This is a genomic window from Nocardioides asiaticus, assembly GCF_040049175.1.
GTDB lineage: Bacteria > Actinomycetota > Actinomycetes > Propionibacteriales > Nocardioidaceae > Nocardioides > Nocardioides cheoyonin.
The window spans coordinates 494,381-511,436 of sequence record NZ_JBDZDM010000004.1 but is presented as its reverse complement, the minus strand read 5'-3'; the positions used below and the strand labels follow the sequence as shown (position 1 = coordinate 511,436).

Here is a 17,056-nt window from a genome sequence, read left to right as displayed (position 1 = left end):
CGTCGGAGCCATGACTCATCCCGGTGTGCTGAGCCCGGAGACCCGCGACCAGGCGATCGCGGCCATGAGCGGTGCCGCGGGAGAGGCGGAGCTCGACGTGCTCGTGGTGGGCGGCGGCGTGACCGGTACGGGCGTCGCGCTCGACGCGGTCACCCGCGGCCTCTCGACCGGTCTGCTCGAGCAGCGCGACCTGGCGTCGGGGACGTCGTCGCGCTCCTCGAAGCTGATCCACGGGGGGCTGCGCTACCTCGAGATGATGGACTTCGCGCTCGTCCGCGAGGCGCTGCAGGAGCGCGGCCTGCTGCTCACCCGGCTGGCCCCGCACCTGGTGCGCCCGGTGCCGTTCCTCTACCCGCTGACCCACCCCGTCTGGGAGCGGGCGTACGTCGGCTCCGGGCTGATCCTCTACGACACGATGGCGTCGTTCGGGAAGCAGTCCGGCCTCGGCAACTCCGGCCTGCCGCACCACCGCCACCTCACGAAGAGGCAGGTCGGCCGGATCGCCCCGGACTTCCGGACCGACACGATCACGGGCGCGATCCAGTACTTCGACGCCCAGGTCGACGACGCCCGGCTCGTGCTGACGCTTGCTCGGACGGCCGCGAGCCACGGCGCCCACGTCGCCACCCGGATGCGCGTGACCGGGTTCCTGCGCGAGGGCGAGCGGGTGGTCGGCGTACGCGCCACCGACCTCGAGCACGGCACCGAGCACGAGATCCGCGCCCGCGTCGTCGTCAACGCCGCCGGCGTCTGGACCGACGAGATCCAGGAGCTCGTCGGCGGCCGCGGCGCCCTCCACGTCCAGGCCAGCAAGGGCATCCACCTCGTCGTGCCCCGCGACCGGATCCGCTCCGAGTCCGGATTCATCGTCCGCACCGAGAAGTCGGTCCTCTTCGTCATCCCGTGGGGCAGGCACTGGATCATCGGTACGACCGACACGCCGTGGTCCTACGACCTCGCCCACCCGGCGGCGTCGCGGACCGACATCGAGTACGTCCTCGACCACGTCAACGCGATCCTCCGCGAGCCGCTCGACCACGAGGACGTCGAGGGCGTGTACGCCGGCCTGCGGCCGCTGCTCTCGGGCGAGTCGGAGCCGACCTCGAAGATCTCCCGCGAGCACACCGTGGTCACCCCCGTTCCCGGGCTGGTCATGATCGCCGGCGGCAAGCTGACGACGTATCGCGTGATGGCCGAGGACGCCGTCGACGCCGCCGCGCACTCGCTGCGGACCACCACCAATCTCCAGCTGCGGCCCTCGATCACCGACAAGGTGCGGCTGCTCGGGGCCGACGGCTACGAGACCCGGTCCAACCAGCGGGTGCTGCTGGCCCGCCGCTCCGGCCTGCACGTCGCTCGCATCGACCACCTGCTCGGGCGCTACGGCGGCCTCATCGACGAGCTCCTCGAGCTGATCGCCCAGCGCCGCTCGCTGGCCCTCCCGCTGGAAGGTGCCGACGACTACCTCGCCGCCGAGGTGGTGTACGCCGTCACCCACGAGGGCGCGCGCCACCTCGACGACGTGCTCGCCCGGCGTACGCGCATCTCGATCGAGACCTTCGACCGGGGGGTCTCGGCCGCCCCCGGGGCCGCCCGGCTGATGGCCGCCGAGCTCGGCTGGTCGGCCGACCGGGTCACCGAGGAGGTCGACCACTACCTGCGCCGGGTGGAGGCCGAGCGGCGCTCCCAGCTGATGCTCACCGACCAGGAGGCCGACGAGGCGCGGATCAGCGTCACCGATCTTGTGTGAGCCTCACCAGGCCTCACCAGGCCTCACCAGGCCTCACCAGGATGGGGGAGCGACGGCCGCAGGCGGCCCGCCGGCCGGAATAGTCTGGGGGCGGGGAGGTTGCATGGGCATGGTGAGCGAACCTATGCAGGAGGTCATCGCACAGCTCTGGGAGCTGAACGCCGCCCGGGCGAGCGCGCCGGCGCCGACGCTGGAGGAGAGCCGCGCGGCGTTCGAGTCCCGTGCCGACCAGTACCCCGTGGACGTCGACGTGACAGTCACCGAGGTCGAGGTGGCCGGGCGCTGCGCGCTGTGGCTGGACCCGCCCGAGGCGGACCCGGGGCGGATCGTGCTCTTCCTCCACGGAGGCGGCTACGCGATCGGCTCGCCCCGCGCCGACGGTGAGCTCGCCTCCCGGATCGGCCGGTCGACCGGCGCCCGGGTGCTGTCGCTGGACTACCGCCTCGCGCCGGAGCACCCCTACCCGGCCGCCGTCGAGGACGCGGTGGCGGCCTGGCACTGGCTGGCCGACGAGCACCACGTCGACCCGGCCTCGGTGGCGGTCGCCGGCGAGTCGGCCGGCGGTGGGCTCACGCTCGCGATGATGCTCGCCCTGCGGGACGCCGAGGAGAGCCTGCCCGCGGCGGCCGGGCTGATCTCACCGTGGACCGACGTCGGCGGCACGCTGCCGACGCTGGAGAGCCCGGTCCTGCCCGACCCGATCTTCGCCCCCGAGACGATCCGTGGTCTCGGGACGCAGTACCTCGCCGGCGCGGACCCGCGCGACCCGCTCGCCTCGCCCGTCTTCGCCGACCTGTCCGGCCTGCCGCCGCTGTGGATCGTCGCAGGCTCCGCCGAGGTGCTGCTCAGCGACTCCGAGGAGCTGGCCCGCGCCGCCGTACGCGCCGGTGTCGACGTGCACCTCGAGGTCGCCGCCGGCCTCACCCACGTGTTCCCGGCGTACGCCCAGACCCCCGAGGCGCGGGCGGCCACCGACCGGCTCGGCGCGTTCCTGCGCTCCTGGGTCGACCTCGTCTAGCGCGACACGCCCTCCGGCCCGGACCGGGCGACGGGTCAGCCGGCCGCGCTGTCCTCGAAGAGGCAGCCGGTGGCGCCGGCCGGGCCGCCGACCGTCGGTCGCTCGACGATCCACTCGGCCACGCTCGCGACGAGCGACCGATCGGACGGCGGCGTGATCTCGACGCAGGCGCCGAGACCGCGCGTCTGGTTGGTGACGGTCACCGTGGTGCCGGTCGGCGTGTCGGCGCAGATCAGGCACCACATCGCGTCACCAGGTGACACGGGCAGGTTCCTGATCGCGACCTCGCCGACCGGCCACCACTCCCACCACGCGTAGGTGTGGGTGAAGCAGAAGAACGGTGTCCCGATGACGTGCGTCCCGGTCCCGGCCTGCAGCACGTCGGCGAAGCTCCAGCCGTCGAGCCCGACCCACTCCGCGGTGTCATGGCACCCGTCCGCGCCCTCCGCCCGGCGGTCGGGAACGGTCCACCCGCCGCCGACGTAGCGGTACGTCGAACCGGCCGGTGCGACGTCGATCGACCCCGACCACTGGCGCGACGTCTCCGTCTCGACGCCGCGCGCCGTGCCCAGCCGGGTCAGCTCCGCACTGCTGCGGCTGCGCATCCGATGCGGCGGGCCGTGGGTGACGTAGGCGCGATGGTCGAGCTGCGGCGTCAGCCAGCTGAGTCCGGTCGTCATCCGGTCCCAGAGCGCTCGCAGGGCGGGCTCGGCCCCGTCGAGCGGAACAGCCGAGAGCGGGCCGAGGGCACGGACCCCGAAGCCCCGGCTCGTCAGCGTCTCCGGCACGAGGCAGGTGGGGGTCGTCGTCTCAGGCGTCCGCTGCGGGCGTCGGGGCGTGGTCGTCATGGTGGGCTCCCTCTGGTGCGTGCTACGGGGAGAGAGGAGGCGGCCGAGCGCGGACCCGATACCGGGAGCGGGGTAAAGCCTCGTGGAGAGAGCCGCGTTGTTACCAGGGGGTAGAGGATTGCGACTGCGGTCACATACCCTCGGTACATGAGCGCATCCAACCCGACTCCCGCCGGTGGCCCCCTGGTCGAGGGCCCGCGCGACCCCGAGCACGACGTGACCGCGTCGTACGCCCTCGAGCCCGACTACGTCGCCCGGCTCACCGGCCGCATCCTCGCCACCTCCGGGGAGACGAAGGAGATGCGCAGTCCGCTCAACGACGCACCGCTGGCCCACATCCCGCAGTCGACCGACGCCGACGTGGAGGAGGCGTTCGCGCGGGCGCGCGCCGCGCAGCAGGAGTGGGCGGCGACCCCGCTCGCCGTACGCGAGGCCATGCTGCTGCGGCTGCACGACATCGTGCTCGATCGCCAGGACGAGATCCTCGACCTGATCTGCCTGGAGTCGGGCAAGGCCCGCAAGCACGCCTTCGACGAGCCGCTCCACATCGCGCTCACGGCTCGCTACTACGGCCGCACCGCCCACCAGCACCTCAAGACGACGCGCCAGCCCGGCGTCGTACCCCTGCTGACCCGGGTCGACCTCAACCGGGTCCCCAAGGGCGTCGTCGGGATCATCTCGCCGTGGAACTACCCGTTCACGATGGCGCTCTGCGACGGGCTCGCCGCGCTCGCCGCCGGCAACGCCGTCGTGACCAAGCCCGACGCCCAGACGATGCTCAGCGCGCTCCTCGGCGCGCAGCTCCTGGAGGAGGCGGGCTTCCCGAAGGACCTGTGGACCGTCGTCGCCGGCCCCGGCTCCAGGATCGGCACCAGCATCATCCGGCGGGCCGACTACGTCTGCTTCACCGGCTCGACCAACACCGGGAAGATCGTGGCCAAGGAGTGCGCCGAGCGGCTGATCGGCTGCTCGCTCGAGCTCGGCGGAAAGAACCCCATGCTCGTGCTGAAGGACGCCGACATCGAGCGGGCCGCCGAGGGCGCGACCCGCGCGGTGTTCTCCAACGCCGGTCAGCTGTGCGTCTCGGTCGAGCGGCTCTTCGTCGCCGACGAGATCTACGACCGGTTCGTCGAGCGCTTCGTCGCCCGCACCGAGGCCATGACGCTGGGCGGGTCGCTGTCGTGGGAGAGCGACATGGGCACGCTGATCAGCGAGGACCAGCTGCGGACCGCCGAGGCGCACGTCGAGGACGCCGTCGCCAAGGGCGCCCGGGTGCTGACGGGCGGCAGGGCGCGGCCCGACCTGGCGCCGTACTTCTTCGAGCCCACCATCCTCGAGGGCGTCACCCCGGAGATGACCGTCTGCGGCAACGAGACCTTCGGACCGGTCGTCTCGGTCTACCGCGTCAGCAGCGAGGACGAGGCGGTCGCGAGGGCCAACGAGGGGGAGTACGGCCTCAACGGCTCGATCTACAGCCGCGACGGCGAGCGCGCCCGGGCGATCGCGCGCCGGGTGAAGTGCGGCACGATCAACGTCAACGAGGCCTTCGCCGCCTCCTTCGCGAGCCTCGCGGCGCCGATGGGCGGCATGCGCCAGTCCGGAATGGGCCGTCGGCAGGGCGCGGAGGGCATCCTGCGCTACACCGAGCCGCAGTCGGTGGCGACGCAGCGGGTGATGCGGTTCTCGCCGATGCTCGGGATGTCGGAGGAGGCGTACGCCAAGGTGATGACGCTCAACCTCCGCCTCATGAAGAGGCTCGGTCGCGCATGAGCGACGCCAAGGGCAGGAGGAGGGCCAGCAGCCGGGCGGCGACTCTGCCGAGCGCGCGCGGCCCTCACTACGACGTCCTCGTCATCGGCTCGGGCTTCGGCGGCTCCGTCAGCGCACTCCGGCTGACCGAGAAGGGCTACAAGGTCGGTGTGCTCGAGGCCGGCCGGCGCTTCCCCGACGAGGAGCTGCCCGACACGTCGTGGGACCTGCGGAGCTACCTCTACGCGCCGGCCGCCGGCTGCTACGGCATCCAGCGGATCGACATGGTCAAGGACTGCCTGATCCTGGCCGGCGCCGGCGTCGGCGGCGGCTCGCTGGTCTACGCCAACACCCTCTACGAGCCGCTCGAGCCGTTCTACAACGACCCGTCGTGGGCCCACATCACCGACTGGAAGCGCGAGCTGGCGCCCTACTACGACCAGGCGAAGCGGATGCTCGGCGTCGTCACCTACCCCCGCATGACGCCGTCGGACGACGTGATGAAGAAGGTCGCCGAGGAGATGGGCGTCGGCGACACCTACCACCAGGCGCCGGTCGGCGTCTTCTTCGGCGGACCCGGCCAGCAGCCCGGGGAGGAGGTCGCCGACCCGTACTTCGGCGGCGAGGGGCCCGCCCGGCGTACCTGCACCGACTGCGGCGAATGCATGACCGGCTGCCGCCACAACGCCAAGAACACGCTCGTCAAGAACTACCTCCACCTCGCGGAGAAGAACGGCGCTGTCGTCCACCCGCTCACCACGGTGACGCGGGTCTATCCGCGTGAGGGCGGGGGCTACGTGGTCGAGGCCCGCTGGACCAAGGCGAAGCTCTCCCGGCGGACCGCCGTCAAGACGTTCACCGCCGACCAGGTCGTGTTCTCCGCGGCGGCGCTCGGCACGCAGAAGCTGCTCCACAAGCTCAAGGTCACCGGCGACCTGCCGGCGATCTCCGACCGGCTCGGCGAGCTGACCCGGACCAACTCCGAGTCGATCCTCGGCGCCATCGCCCCCGACCTCCAGGTCGACTACAGCGAGGGCGTGGCGATCACGTCCTCGTGGCACCCGGACGCCGACACGCACATCGAGCCGGTGCGCTATGGCCACGGCAGCAACGCGATGTCGCTCATGCAGACGGTGCTCACCGACGGCGGTCCCGGCCGGATCAGGCGCTGGCTGCGGGAGATGTGGGCGCAGAAGGCGAACGCCACCAGGCTCTACGATCTGAGGCACTGGTCGGAGCGGACCGTCATCGCGCTCGTCATGCAGTCCCTCGACAACTCGATCACCACGTTCCCCAAGCGTGGCCCACTGGGCTGGCGGCTCTCGTCGCGGCAGGGACACGGCCAGCCGAACCCGACGTGGATCCCGGCGGCCAACGAGGCGGCCCGCAAGATGGCCGAGGTGATGGGCGGCGGCTTCCCCGGCGGCACGATCGGCGAGCCGTTCAACCGGCCGCTCACCGCCCACTTCATCGGCGGCTGCACGATCGGCGACTCGCCGGAGAGCGGCGTCGTCGACGCCTACCAGCGGCTCTACAACTACCCGGGCCTCCACGTCGTCGACGGCTCCACCATCTCGGCCAACCTGGGCGTGAACCCCTCGCTGACGATCACCGCCCAGGCCGAGCGGGCGATGGCGTTCTGGCCCAACAAGGGGGAGGCCGACCCGCGGCCGCCGCTCGGCTCGTCGTACGCCCCGCTCGAGCCCGTCGCGCCCGCCTCGCCGGCGGTCCCGCCGACCGCTCCCGCGGCACTGCGGCTGCCGGTCGTCGGCATCGGCTGACCTCGTCTATCCCACCCGGAGAAATAATCCGGGAATGGGCGTACGACGGCCGTAACCGGGTCCGACCAGCCTCGTTGGACTGGTCGGACCCGGGATTGCTCCCTCCCTTACAGACCGGGTCTCATGTCCAGGCGCTGTCCAACAGATGCGTGGACGATCAGGGCCCGGCCACCCTCCCTCCCCGGCCGGGCCCTGGTGCATTTTCCGAGCCTGCCGGCCCGGAGCGCAGCGACGGGCCGGCAGATGGCGAGGAGGTCGAGCGAGCGCACGGACGAGCTTGCGGTGCGTGACCGCGAGTCGAGACCCCGCAGTCGGCGTCGGGGCGCTAGCGAGTCAGCGCCCCGGTGAGTTCGGACCCGGGCGTACGCCCCGGTAGGCTCTGTCCATGGCGGAGGCTTCTACGCACTCAGAACACGACCTGGTCCTCGTCGTCGACTTCGGCGCACAGTATGCGCAGCTCATCGCCCGCCGCGTCCGCGAGGCCAGGGTCTACTCCGAGATCGTGCCGCACTCGATGCCCGTCGAGGAGATGCTCGCCAAGAGCCCCAAGGCGATCATCCTGTCGGGCGGCCCGTCGAGCGTGTACGCCGAGGGGGCGCCGTCGATCGACACCGGCCTCTTCACGGCGGGCACGCCGGTGTTCGGCATGTGCTACGGGTTCCAGCTGATGGCGCAGGGGCTCGGCGGCACGGTCGACGCGACCGGCGCGCGCGAGTACGGCCGTACGACGGTGACCGTCAGCGACGAGGGCACCCTGCTCGCCGACATCCCGCCCGTGCACAACGTCTGGATGTCCCACGGTGACTCGGTGACCGCGGCGCCGGAGGGCTTCGAGGTGCTCGCCTCGACCACGGTGACGCCGGTGGCGGCGTTCGAGGACGTCGGGCGTGGCCTGGCGGGGGTGCAGTGGCACCCCGAGGTGCTCCACAGCGAGCACGGCCAGCGCGTGCTCGAGCACTTCCTGTGGGACATCGCCGGCTGCCGCCAGACCTGGACCATCGGCAACATCGCCGAGGACCAGGTCGAGGCCGTCAAGGCCCAGATCGGCGATCGCGGCCACGCCATCTGCGCGCTGTCGGGCGGCGTGGACTCCGCCGTCGCCGCCGCCATCGTCGCGAAGGCGATCGGCGACCGGCTGACCTGTGTCTACGTCGACCACGGCCTGATGCGGAAGGACGAGAGCGAGCAGATCGAGCATGCCTTCCGCGAGTCCACCGGCGCCGAGCTGATGATCGTCGACGCGGAGAAGCAGTTCCTCGAGGCGCTCGCCGGGGTCACCGACCCGGAGGAGAAGCGCAAGATCATCGGCCGGGAGTTCATCCGCTGCTTCGAGCAGGCGCAGGTCGACATCCTCAGCAAGGCTCTGCCCGACGAGGGGGACGCCACGTCCGGGCCGGAGAAGATCGCCTTCCTCGTCCAGGGCACGCTCTACCCCGACGTCGTCGAGTCCGGCGGTGGCTCCGGCACCTCCAACATCAAGTCCCACCACAACGTCGGCGGCCTGCCCGACGACCTCGAGTTCGAGCTCGTCGAGCCGCTCCGCGCCCTCTTCAAGGACGAGGTCCGGCTCGTCGGCCACCAGCTCGGGCTGCCCGACGAGATCGTCTGGCGCCATCCGTTCCCCGGGCCGGGGCTCGGCATCCGGATCATCGGCGAGGTCACCAAGGAGCGTCTCGACATCCTCCGCGAGGCCGACGCGATCGCCCGCGAGGAGCTGACCAACGCCGGGCTCGACCGCGACATCTGGCAGTTCCCGGTCGTGCTGCTCGCCGACGTACGCTCCGTCGGCGTCCAGGGCGACGGCCGCACCTACGGCCACCCGGTCGTGCTGCGCCCCGTCACCTCCGAGGACGCCATGACCGCCGACTGGGCCCGGCTCCCGTACGACCTGCTGGAGCGGATCTCCACCCGGATCACCAACGAGGTCGCCGAGATCAACCGCGTCACCGTCGACATCACCTCGAAGCCGCCGGGCACCATCGAGTGGGAGTGACCCTGCGCGTCCCGTGAGCGCCGGAGCCGGCTTCGCTCACTCTGCGGATCGCGAGGCCGCCGTGTGGGCGAGCAGGGCAGACAGCACGACGTCGTACGCCGCGGGCGGCGGCACCTCGTGGCCCATCCCGTCGACGACGAGGAGCGTGGCGCCCGGGATCTCCCGCGCCAGCGCCTCGCCGTGCGCGAGCGCGAAGACCGGGTCGGCCGTGCCGTGGACGACCAGCGTCGGCGCGGTGATGTCCGCGAGCGATCCCGTGATCGGCTCCCCGCCGGGGAGCAGCGCGTGGTTGGTCAGCGCGGCGCGCACGTCGACGCTGCGCCGCACCACCCGCTCGGCCAAGGCCCGCGCGCGCGCTTCGTCGAACCCCACCGGGGCGAGCCGACGCTGGTCGGTGACGAGATGGTCGACCACCGACGCCGGGTCCGACCAGTCCGGCTCGGGCAGCTCCCCGAGGTCGCTGTCGTAGTCGAGGGGAGGGCTGTCCGCCGGCAGGGGTACGACGGGGGTGGTGGCGATCAGGGTGAGGGAGGCGACCCGCTCGGGGTGACGGAGGGCGACGGCCTGGGCGACGGCGCCTCCCATCGAGATCCCGACGAGGTGGGCGGTTGGGAGACCGAGATCGTCGAGCAGCCCGGGGACGTCCTCGACGAGGTCCGAGAACGTGTAGCCCGGCTCGCCGGGCGGTGAGGTCGTGGACCGGCCGGTGTCGCGCTGGTCGTACCGGACGACGTACCCGCCGGCCGCGGCGAGCAGCTCGCACAGCCCGTCGTCCCAGCAGTCCATCGGGCTCGACATCCCCGCGACGAGCAGGACCGCCGGATGCTCCGGCGTCCCGGACGTCCGCACGCAGAGCTCGACCCCGTCGACCTCGATCAGCCGCTCCATCGCCGCCCTCCGGAAGACATCCGATTGCAACATGCAAGCAGCCTGGTCGGTCGCGGTCAAGCCCGTTAGGTTCACGCCATGCGAGCGATCCACCACTGGGACCTGTGGGTGTCCGATCCGGCCGTCGCCTCCGAGGAGTGGGGGTGGCTGCTCGGCGAGCTGGACTGGGCGGCGGCCGACGGCGGCGGCTCCTGGGAGCATCCTGACGGGACCTACGTGTTCATGGAGCGCTCGATCGACCAGCGCGACGAGCCGTACGACCGGCTCCGCCCCGGCGTGAACCATCTCGCGCTCACCGTGGAGGACCGTACGACGCTCGACCGGCTCCGCGCCGAGTCGGGCGCCCACGGCTGGCGGGAGCTCTTCGCCGACCGCTACCCGCATGCGGGCGGGGAGCAGCACGCGCTCTACCTCGAGAGCTCCGAGGGCTTCGAGGTCGAGATCGTCGTGGCGCCCGAGTGATCCGACACCGATCGGGGACCGACCACGTGCGTCGCGTGTGCCCCCCGGCGGGCGGGTACCGGACGGCGTACCCGAACGAAGGAGGCCACGATGGCCGACACGATCGTGGACGACCGCCTCTGGGAGAACTTCCACCGCGCGGTGAACATGACCTCCCGCGAGCTCCGCGAGTGGCTCTCGGTCCAGGGGGCCGGTGAGGAGACCGAGACCGAGCCCGACCATGCCGGAAGCCGGCTCGGCCACCATGTCGCGGACATCCTCGCCAAGCGGCGGGCGGACCTGACGGAGGACGACGTCGCCGTGATGCGGCGGGTGGTCGACAAGGTCACCGACCTGCGCGGCGGCGACGTGGGGGAGTGGGAGCCGACCGCCGGCGACGACCACTGGCGCCGACGTCTCATGAACGTGGGCCACGACCCGCTCAAGCCATGACCTCCCGCGAGGCCCCCGGCGCGGACCGGTGGGTGCCCGATCGGCCGACGCTCCGCAAGCTCGACAGCGCGGTCCAGGACTGTCGCGGCTGCGAGCTCTACCGCGACGCCACCCAGGCGGTGATGGGCCGCGGCGACACGGGCGCGGGCCTGATGCTGCTCGGCGAGCAGCCGGGGGACCGCGAGGACATCGAGGGCGAGCCGTTCGTCGGCCCGGCCGGCGGCGTCCTCGACAAGGCGCTGGCCGAGGCCGGCATCGCGCCCGACTCCGTCTACACGACCAACGTCGTCAAGCACTTCCGGTTCCGCACGGTCGGCAAGCGCCGCATCCACCTCTCGCCGACCCGCGGGCAGGTCACCGCCTGCGCGCCCTGGTTGGCGGCCGAGCTCGAGGTGGTGCGGCCGGCCGGCGTCGTACTCCTGGGTGGCACCGCCGGCAAGGCGCTCTACGGCTCGTCGTTCCGCGTCGGCAAGGCCCGGGGGAAGGTCGTCGGCTGGCCGGAGGACCTGCCGTCGACCGACCCGGCGCCCTGGGTGCTCGCGACGATCCACCCGTCGGCTGTTCTCCGTGCGGAGGACGACCGCCAGGAGGCGTACGACGGGCTGGTGGCCGATCTACGCACCGCGGCCGCCGAGCTGAAGAGCTGAGCGGCCCGGCCGAGGGAGCGCGGTCGGACATGGCGGAGGCGCCACCCGGACGGGTGGCGCCTCCGCGCGTGTGCTGCCCCCGGCGCTGCGGTCAGGTGAAGAGGCTGACCCCTCCCGGGCCGACGAGACAGCCGAGCACGATCAGGGCGACGCCCCAGAGGATCCCACCGCGGAACAGACTCACGATCCCGGCCACAACCAGGATCACCGCGATGATCCACAACAGAAACGCCATCATTCCCTCCTTGGTTGGTGAGCCCGGGAGGTACCCGTCATCGCGGCCGGGGCATGCGCGCTACTCCTCTTCCCACTCGTCCGGGACGACGTGGACGGCGGCCTCCTCGGCCGAGGCTCCGGCCCCGTCGATCCCGACGTCGTCGCCGACCAGGTCGGACTCGGTGTCCTCCCCGAAGCCCTGGTCGGGGTCGACCAGCCGGCCTGCGCGACGGTCGCCGACCTCGCCGTCGTCGACCTCGTCGTACGACGACGGCTCGGCGTACGGGTCCCTGTCCGGCTCCTCCTGCTGCATCCGCTGGTCGATCGACTCGCGGTGCTCCTCCTCCCAGGCGGTGTTGCCGTAGCCCTGGCCGGGGGAGTACTTCTCCGGCGGCGAGTAGCCGGGGTCGAGCTCGTCCTCGGGGTCGTTCTCGTCCCGAAGGGTGTCCTCGGCGCCGGGCTGGTCCTCGTCGTCCACGCTGTAGTCGCCGTACGACTCTCGCTCTTCACTCACGCGGGATCACTCCTCTCGGACGCTCTGTCCTTCGACTCGTGACGGTACCCCCTTGGCGCCGCTCTGAGACCGGCGATCGCCCCGCCTGCAAAGAACAGAAAGTCGAGTGAGTTACTATTTTACAAATCGCGCAACTTGTGAGCCTGCTGTGGCGTCTAATGAGCCCACAGCGCAGACGGAGCGGTGAATGAGACGACCCACGACCCTGGCCGCGCTGGCGGTCGCCGTACTCGCCAGCACCGCGGTCGCCATCGACATGGCGCTGCCCGGCAGTCCGGTCGAGCACACGACCGCCTCGGCGCAGCCCGGTGCCGCGGGGCTCGGTGCCGCGCGGCCCGGCCCCCACACGTCGACGGCGATCCTGCCCAAGCAGGCGACGCCGACCCCCAGCTGGACGCCGTACGGCGCCGCCGGCGGCCGCCGGCCCAACATCATGATGATCACCTCCGACGACCTGTCGCTGCCGGACCTGAAGTACATGCCGCACGTCCGGGCGATCTTCCAGCAGGAGGGCGTCACCTTCTCCGACGCCATCGCGCCGACCCCGATCTGCGTTCCGTCCCGGGCCTCGCTGCTGAGCGGGCAGTACGCCCACAACCACGGCGCCGTCACGATCAGCGGCCCCCACGGTGGCTTCGCCGCCTTCGACGAGAACCGCACCCTGCCGATCGCGCTCCAGCGGGCTGGCTACGACACGCTCTTCACCGGGAAGTACCTCAACGGGTACGGCGAGACCGACCAGAGCTACGTGCCGCCCGGCTGGACCGACTGGCGCGCGACCGTCGACCCGTGGACCTACGGCTACTTCAACCCGCGCCTCAACCACAACGGCCTGGTGACGCAGTACGAGCGCTACACGACGTACCTCATGCAGGACCAGACCAACGAGATGCTCAACGCGCCGGCGCGCCAGGACAAGCCGTGGTTCATGTGGGTCAACTACGTCGCCCCGCACCACGGCGGCCCGACGCAGAGCGAGGACCCGGCGTACCTCTTCCCCGGGACGGGTGCCGCGACGATCCCGACCACGGTGCCGGCGCCCCGTGACGACCACCGGTACGACGGCGTACGACTGCCGCGGCGGCCCGACCTGTTCCGGACGCCGACCGGTGTGCCCGCGAACTCGCCGTCACGACGTCACTGGACGCCGCTGGAGCGCACGGCGATGCGGATGGAGTACGACCAGCGGATCGAGGCCGTGCAGGCGCTCGACCGCGCCGTCGCGAGCCACCTGCGGGTGCTCCGCCGGACCCACCAGCTGAGCCGGACGATCATCCTCTTCGGCTCCGACAACGGCTTCTCCGTCGGCGGCCACAACGTCAACGGCAAGCTCGACCACTACGACCAGATCCTGCGCGTCCCGCTGATGATGCGCGGACCCCGGGTGCCGCAGGGGAGGACGGTGCGGACGACGGTGACGATCCCGGACCTGACCGCGACCTTCCTCGCGATCGCAGGGGCGAAGCCGCTGCGCCCGCTCGACGGCGTCGACATCATGCCGTGGCTGCGGGGCCCGAGGCAGATGAGGGTCGTGCCGATCGAGGGCTGGCCGGTGAAGGACGGGAGCCACCGGTTCTACTCCGGCGTGCGCGTCGGGCCGTGGACCTACGTGCGCTACCGGGTCGGCGGCGAGGAGCTCTACAACCGCACGACCGATCCGTACGAGATCCACTCGCTCGTCGGGCGGCCGGGCTACCGCGCCCAGCTGCGGCAGCTGCGTCGGCTGACCGACCGGTATCGCGACTGCCGCGGGGCGAGCTGCCCGAAGTCGTTCTACCCCGCGCCGTCGCGGGCGTAGCCGCGGGCGTCAGGCGTCGGAGTCAGGCGTCGGCGGCGCAGCGGAACCCGAGGTTGCCGGCGGTCGAGTCCGGCGGCGAGCTCGACCGCGCGGACACGCGGTAGCGGTGGCAGTAGGACGCGTGGCAGAGGTAGGAGCCGCCGCGCATGACCCGGGTGACGCCCTCGGCCGGGCCGCGCGGGTCGCGCGCCGTGGCCCCCGCCAGCTCGCCGTAGTAGGCAGGGGAGAACCAGTCGGCGCACCACTCCCACACGTTGCCGGTCATCTGGAACAGGCCGAAGCCGTTGGGCTCGAAGTGGCGTGCCGGCGCCGTGGTCAGGAAGCCGTCCTCGAGGGTGTTGACGTCGGGGAAGTCGCCCTGCCAGACGTTGCAGCGGTGGCCGCTCTCCGGCACGAGGTCCTCGCCCCAGGGGAACCTCGCCCCGTCGAGGCCGCCGCGGGCGGCGTACTCCCACTCGGCCTCGGTCGGCAGCCGCGTCCCCGCCCAGGCGCAGTAGGCCAGCGCGTCGTCGTACGACACATGGACGACGGGGTGGTTGCTGCGTCGGCCGACGTTGCTGCCGGGGCCCTCCGGCGTACGCCACGAGGCACCGCGTACGCCGAGCCACCAGGGGGTCTCGGGCGCGCGGCCGAGGACGTCGCGCGGGTCGCCGGTGAAGGCGAGGTGGAAGACGGCGGAGAAGCCGGCCCGCTCGGCGGTCGTGACGTGGCCGGTCGCCCGTACGAACCGGCCGAACTCCTCGTTGGTCACGGTCGTCGCGTCCAGCCGGAACGCGGGCACCTCGACGTCGTGCACCGGTCCCTCGCCGTCGGCCGGGTAGCCCTCGCCGGTGCTGTCGCCCATGGCGAAGCGGCCGGCGGGGAGGTCGACCAGGCCGCGTCGCCGCCTCGTGGGCACGGCCGGCGGCCGCTCCGCCGGATCGGCGCTCGGCGCCCGCGTCGCCCGGAGCTCCACCGGGCGCGGCTGCGGCGCCCCCGCCGCGGGCTCGGGGACGCAGCAGGGGCCGGACATGCCGCCAACCCTACGTTCGGCGGCCCTACGGGTGCGTTCGGCGCGCGTCGGGCCCTGGCAGCGGGCACACTGGTCGCATGTCTCCTGCCGGACTCGCCGTGCTCGTGGTGGCCGCTGTTGCGGTGGGCGCGCTCATGGGGCTCACGATCGCGGGCGAGCGTCGGCGGGCGCGCGGCTGGGGCGCGGCAGTCGTGGCCGGCATGTTCTTCCCGGTCACGTGGACGGTCTGGTACGTGCGGGACGTACGTCCATACGCCGTCGGCCGCCGCGGCTGACGCTGTCCGGTCGGCCTGGGCGGTGAGACTACCTACGGCTCGGAGAGCAGCGTCCCGAGCGGACCGAGGTCGATGTTCAGATCCGCGGAGGTGAGGTCGAAGCGGGTCTTCAGCTCCTCCATCGCCCGCTCGAGCGCCATCAGCCCGTTGCCGAGGTCCTCGACCTGCTCGTCGCTCAGGTCGCCCTCGTCGACCCGGCGCAGCGCCTGCTTCTCCATCAGCTGGCGGATCAGCTCGACGATGGTGAGGACGAGCTTGACCAGGTCGCGCTCGACCGACTCCGCGTCGGTCTCGAGCCGCTGCGCGATCGAACGCCCCCGCTGCGTGTCGGGCTGCCTGCGGGGCTCGCTCATTGCGCCATCTCCGCCCGGACCGACGCGATGAGCGCGTGCAGGCGGATCTGCACGAGGTCGACGCCGGCGAGCGAGATGACCAGGTCGCCGGCCAGCACGACGCCGCTGCCCAGCAGCCGGTCGACGAGGTCGACCAGCGCGATCTGGGCCTGCGCCTGCCCTTCGGCGGTGGCCAGCGTCATCGGGCCTCCAGCGTCGCGAAGGAGTACGGCGGCCACGGCCCGGCGACCACGACCGAGACCGCCGGCTCGGCGTCGGCGGCCTCCTCCACCCGCGCGCGGAACCGCTCGGAGGCGTCCTGCTCCACGAGCACCGCGAGGTTCAGCAGCATCGTCCCCTCGAGCCCGGACAGCCTCGGGTCCTGCGGCTGCAGGCGGCGTACGGCGACGGCCTCGGGCGCGCCGTCCGTGAGCGCGTCGGCCACCCGCCGGGCCGCCTCGACGGCGTCGCTCTCCGCGGTCTGCCGGGCCTGGCTCTCGGCCTTCTTGCGGCGAAGGTACTCCGCGCCGCCCGTCGGCGCACCGGCCGCGACCGGCTCGGCGGGCCGCTGCCTAGCCAGCACCTTGACGCTCCACTCGGCCCGGCCGTCCACCCGGTCGAGAGCGGCACGCAGCTCGTCGTACCGCTCCTCGACCTGGCGCCGGACCCCGCCGTCGTCGAGGAAGATCGTCGCGAGCCGCATCGGGGCGGTGGGCGCAGCCGCCGAGGCCGCCTGGACGACCGTGTCGTGCGCCCGTGCCGTCGCCTCGACCCAGGCGAGGTCCTCGAGGTTGCGCCGCAGACTGTCCTCGCCGTACTCCTCGAGGTCGACGTCGGAGACCAGGGCCACCAGTCCGCGGTGCTCGACCGTCTCGAGCGGTCCGCCTCCGATCCCGTCGACGCCCGCGAGGGCGCCGGGCGGCAGGTCGCGTACGACGGCGTACACGTAGCGGCCGGTCTCAGTCATGGTGCGACTCCTCACGCTCCTCGGTGACGATCGCGCCGTCGGAGCCCTGCCCCGCCTCGAGGGCCTCGACCCGCTCGCGCAGGCGCCGGTTCTCGTCGGCCAGCCCCTGCTCGCTCGAGGTCAGCAGCGGGTCGTTGCGCCACCAGTCGATGCCCATCTCCTGGGCCTTGTCGACCGAGGCGACCAGGAGCCGGATCTTGATCGTCAGCAGCTCGATGTCGAGCAGGTTCACCCGGATGTCGCCGGCGATGACGATGCCCTTGTCGAGCACCCGCTCGAGGATGTCGGCGAGCGAGGCGGGGTTCGGCGCCCGGGACGTGCCCTGCGGCGCGAACGGTCGGGTGGTGGGCGCGTTGCTCAGGCTCTCGGTCATG

Annotated in this window: 19 protein-coding genes; 10 read left to right on the top strand and 9 right to left on the bottom strand. The window is 72.2% G+C overall.

What is annotated here, in order from left to right:
* The first annotated feature begins 10 nt into the window (after positions 1 to 10).
* Together ABLE53_RS17445 and ABLE53_RS17440 are read left to right on the top strand one after the other, a co-directional pair.
* Positions 11 to 1,750 carry a glycerol-3-phosphate dehydrogenase/oxidase gene (locus ABLE53_RS17445; protein ID WP_348860356.1) on the top strand — a complete coding sequence of 580 codons (1,740 nt, stop codon included), beginning with the start codon at positions 11 to 13 and terminating at the stop codon, positions 1,748 to 1,750.
* A 109-nt stretch (positions 1,751 to 1,859) separates the two neighbouring features.
* Positions 1,860 to 2,768 (top strand): alpha/beta hydrolase, encoded by a 909-nt coding sequence (locus tag ABLE53_RS17440; RefSeq protein WP_348860355.1) that lies wholly within the window; start codon positions 1,860 to 1,862, stop codon positions 2,766 to 2,768.
* 35 nt (positions 2,769 to 2,803) lie between these two features.
* Here ABLE53_RS17440 and ABLE53_RS17435 read toward each other — a convergent pair whose 3' ends face one another.
* Positions 2,804 to 3,616, bottom strand: coding sequence for a G1 family glutamic endopeptidase (locus tag ABLE53_RS17435; protein WP_348860354.1), 813 nt, complete (start codon positions 3,614 to 3,616; stop codon positions 2,804 to 2,806).
* A gap of 147 nt (positions 3,617 to 3,763) precedes the next feature.
* On the opposite strand from ABLE53_RS17435, the gene ABLE53_RS17430 reads away from it, so the two are divergent.
* The 3 genes from ABLE53_RS17430 to guaA all read left to right on the top strand — a co-directional run bounded on the left by ABLE53_RS17430 (position 3,764) and on the right by guaA (position 9,139).
* The gene (locus ABLE53_RS17430) at positions 3,764 to 5,386 is read left to right on the top strand and encodes a succinic semialdehyde dehydrogenase (protein WP_348860353.1); all 1,623 of its coding nucleotides are present in this window, start codon (positions 3,764 to 3,766) and stop codon (positions 5,384 to 5,386) included.
* The gene (locus tag ABLE53_RS17425; RefSeq protein ID WP_348860352.1) at positions 5,383 to 7,146 is read left to right on the top strand and encodes a GMC family oxidoreductase N-terminal domain-containing protein; all 1,764 of its coding nucleotides are present in this window, start codon (positions 5,383 to 5,385) and stop codon (positions 7,144 to 7,146) included. Before ABLE53_RS17430 ends, ABLE53_RS17425 begins: the two co-directional genes overlap by 4 nt.
* 385 nt (positions 7,147 to 7,531) lie before the next feature.
* Positions 7,532 to 9,139 carry a glutamine-hydrolyzing GMP synthase gene (gene guaA, locus ABLE53_RS17420; protein WP_348860351.1) on the top strand — a complete coding sequence of 536 codons (1,608 nt, stop codon included), beginning with the start codon at positions 7,532 to 7,534 and terminating at the stop codon, positions 9,137 to 9,139.
* A 36-nt stretch (positions 9,140 to 9,175) separates the two neighbouring features.
* Here guaA and ABLE53_RS17415 read toward each other — a convergent pair whose 3' ends face one another.
* Positions 9,176 to 10,060 (bottom strand): alpha/beta fold hydrolase, encoded by an 885-nt coding sequence (locus tag ABLE53_RS17415; RefSeq protein ID WP_348860349.1) that lies wholly within the window; start codon positions 10,058 to 10,060, stop codon positions 9,176 to 9,178.
* A gap of 45 nt (positions 10,061 to 10,105) precedes the next feature.
* Between ABLE53_RS17415 and ABLE53_RS17410 the strand changes: the two genes are divergently transcribed.
* From ABLE53_RS17410 to ABLE53_RS17400, 3 genes are all read left to right on the top strand, one after another.
* On the top strand, positions 10,106 to 10,489 hold the full coding sequence (locus ABLE53_RS17410) for a VOC family protein (RefSeq protein WP_348860348.1): 384 nt from the start codon (positions 10,106 to 10,108) through the stop codon (positions 10,487 to 10,489).
* A gap of 90 nt (positions 10,490 to 10,579) precedes the next feature.
* A complete protein-coding gene (locus tag ABLE53_RS17405) occupies positions 10,580 to 10,921 on the top strand; it encodes a DUF3140 domain-containing protein (RefSeq protein WP_348860346.1) in 342 nt (113 codons plus the stop codon).
* A complete protein-coding gene (locus tag ABLE53_RS17400) occupies positions 10,918 to 11,568 on the top strand; it encodes a UdgX family uracil-DNA binding protein (protein ID WP_348860345.1) in 651 nt (216 codons plus the stop codon). The genes ABLE53_RS17405 and ABLE53_RS17400 overlap by 4 nt, the downstream gene beginning before the upstream one ends.
* A 91-nt stretch (positions 11,569 to 11,659) precedes the next feature.
* Here ABLE53_RS17400 and ABLE53_RS17395 read toward each other — a convergent pair whose 3' ends face one another.
* Positions 11,660 to 11,803 carry a GPGG-motif small membrane protein gene (locus ABLE53_RS17395; RefSeq protein WP_348860344.1) on the bottom strand — a complete coding sequence of 48 codons (144 nt, stop codon included), beginning with the start codon at positions 11,801 to 11,803 and terminating at the stop codon, positions 11,660 to 11,662.
* A gap of 60 nt (positions 11,804 to 11,863) precedes the next feature.
* Entirely contained in the window at positions 11,864 to 12,298 is a 435-nt protein-coding gene (locus ABLE53_RS17390) for a DUF5709 domain-containing protein (protein ID WP_348860343.1), read from the bottom strand.
* Between the two features lie 187 nt (positions 12,299 to 12,485).
* Here ABLE53_RS17390 and ABLE53_RS17385 point away from each other — a divergent pair, with 187 nt between their 5' ends.
* Complete coding sequence (locus ABLE53_RS17385; RefSeq protein WP_348860342.1) at positions 12,486 to 14,096, top strand: sulfatase family protein; 1,611 nt, start codon at positions 12,486 to 12,488, stop codon at positions 14,094 to 14,096.
* 22 nt (positions 14,097 to 14,118) lie between these two features.
* Here ABLE53_RS17385 and ABLE53_RS17380 read toward each other — a convergent pair whose 3' ends face one another.
* Positions 14,119 to 15,108, bottom strand: coding sequence for a formylglycine-generating enzyme family protein (locus ABLE53_RS17380; protein ID WP_348860341.1), 990 nt, complete (start codon positions 15,106 to 15,108; stop codon positions 14,119 to 14,121).
* 77 nt (positions 15,109 to 15,185) lie between these two features.
* On the opposite strand from ABLE53_RS17380, the gene ABLE53_RS17375 reads away from it, so the two are divergent.
* A complete protein-coding gene (locus ABLE53_RS17375) occupies positions 15,186 to 15,383 on the top strand; it encodes a hypothetical protein (protein WP_348860340.1) in 198 nt (65 codons plus the stop codon).
* Positions 15,384 to 15,415: 32 nt separating this feature from the next.
* On the opposite strand, the gene ABLE53_RS17370 is transcribed toward ABLE53_RS17375, so the two are convergent.
* Genes ABLE53_RS17370 through ABLE53_RS17355 form a run of 4 tightly spaced genes read right to left on the bottom strand, consistent with a single transcriptional unit; the run spans position 15,416 to position 17,055 of the window.
* Entirely contained in the window at positions 15,416 to 15,736 is a 321-nt protein-coding gene (locus tag ABLE53_RS17370) for a gas vesicle protein K (protein WP_348860339.1), read from the bottom strand.
* Positions 15,733 to 15,918 carry a gas vesicle protein gene (locus ABLE53_RS17365; RefSeq protein ID WP_348860338.1) on the bottom strand — a complete coding sequence of 62 codons (186 nt, stop codon included), beginning with the start codon at positions 15,916 to 15,918 and terminating at the stop codon, positions 15,733 to 15,735. Before ABLE53_RS17365 ends, ABLE53_RS17370 begins: the two co-directional genes overlap by 4 nt.
* Complete coding sequence (locus ABLE53_RS17360; RefSeq protein ID WP_348860335.1) at positions 15,915 to 16,682, bottom strand: GvpL/GvpF family gas vesicle protein; 768 nt, start codon at positions 16,680 to 16,682, stop codon at positions 15,915 to 15,917. The genes ABLE53_RS17365 and ABLE53_RS17360 overlap by 4 nt, the downstream gene beginning before the upstream one ends.
* A complete protein-coding gene (locus tag ABLE53_RS17355; RefSeq protein WP_348860333.1) occupies positions 16,675 to 17,055 on the bottom strand; it encodes a gas vesicle protein in 381 nt (126 codons plus the stop codon). Before ABLE53_RS17355 ends, ABLE53_RS17360 begins: the two co-directional genes overlap by 8 nt.
* Between the last annotated feature and the right edge of the window lies 1 nt (position 17,056).

Bases quoted from the DNA above. Each gene is read 5' to 3' on its own strand.
- ABLE53_RS17445 (WP_348860356.1), top strand. From the start codon at position 11: ATGACTCATCCCGGTGTGCTGAGCCCGGAGACCCGCGACCAGGCGATC.
- ABLE53_RS17440 (WP_348860355.1), top strand. From the start codon at position 1,860: ATGGTGAGCGAACCTATGCAGGAGGTCATCGCACAGCTCTGGGAGCTG.
- ABLE53_RS17435 (WP_348860354.1), bottom strand. From the start codon at position 3,616: ATGACGACCACGCCCCGACGCCCGCAGCGGACGCCTGAGACGACGACC.
- ABLE53_RS17430 (WP_348860353.1), top strand. From the start codon at position 3,764: ATGAGCGCATCCAACCCGACTCCCGCCGGTGGCCCCCTGGTCGAGGGC.
- ABLE53_RS17425 (WP_348860352.1), top strand. From the start codon at position 5,383: ATGAGCGACGCCAAGGGCAGGAGGAGGGCCAGCAGCCGGGCGGCGACT.
- guaA (WP_348860351.1), top strand. From the start codon at position 7,532: ATGGCGGAGGCTTCTACGCACTCAGAACACGACCTGGTCCTCGTCGTC.
- ABLE53_RS17415 (WP_348860349.1), bottom strand. From the start codon at position 10,060: ATGTTGCAATCGGATGTCTTCCGGAGGGCGGCGATGGAGCGGCTGATC.
- ABLE53_RS17410 (WP_348860348.1), top strand. From the start codon at position 10,106: ATGCGAGCGATCCACCACTGGGACCTGTGGGTGTCCGATCCGGCCGTC.
- ABLE53_RS17405 (WP_348860346.1), top strand. From the start codon at position 10,580: ATGGCCGACACGATCGTGGACGACCGCCTCTGGGAGAACTTCCACCGC.
- ABLE53_RS17400 (WP_348860345.1), top strand. From the start codon at position 10,918: ATGACCTCCCGCGAGGCCCCCGGCGCGGACCGGTGGGTGCCCGATCGG.
- ABLE53_RS17395 (WP_348860344.1), bottom strand. From the start codon at position 11,803: ATGGCGTTTCTGTTGTGGATCATCGCGGTGATCCTGGTTGTGGCCGGG.
- ABLE53_RS17385 (WP_348860342.1), top strand. From the start codon at position 12,486: ATGAGACGACCCACGACCCTGGCCGCGCTGGCGGTCGCCGTACTCGCC.
- ABLE53_RS17380 (WP_348860341.1), bottom strand. From the start codon at position 15,108: ATGTCCGGCCCCTGCTGCGTCCCCGAGCCCGCGGCGGGGGCGCCGCAG.
- ABLE53_RS17375 (WP_348860340.1), top strand. From the start codon at position 15,186: ATGTCTCCTGCCGGACTCGCCGTGCTCGTGGTGGCCGCTGTTGCGGTG.
- ABLE53_RS17370 (WP_348860339.1), bottom strand. From the start codon at position 15,736: ATGAGCGAGCCCCGCAGGCAGCCCGACACGCAGCGGGGGCGTTCGATC.
- ABLE53_RS17365 (WP_348860338.1), bottom strand. From the start codon at position 15,918: ATGACGCTGGCCACCGCCGAAGGGCAGGCGCAGGCCCAGATCGCGCTG.
- ABLE53_RS17360 (WP_348860335.1), bottom strand. From the start codon at position 16,682: ATGACTGAGACCGGCCGCTACGTGTACGCCGTCGTACGCGACCTGCCG.
- ABLE53_RS17355 (WP_348860333.1), bottom strand. From the start codon at position 17,055: ATGACCGAGAGCCTGAGCAACGCGCCCACCACCCGACCGTTCGCGCCG.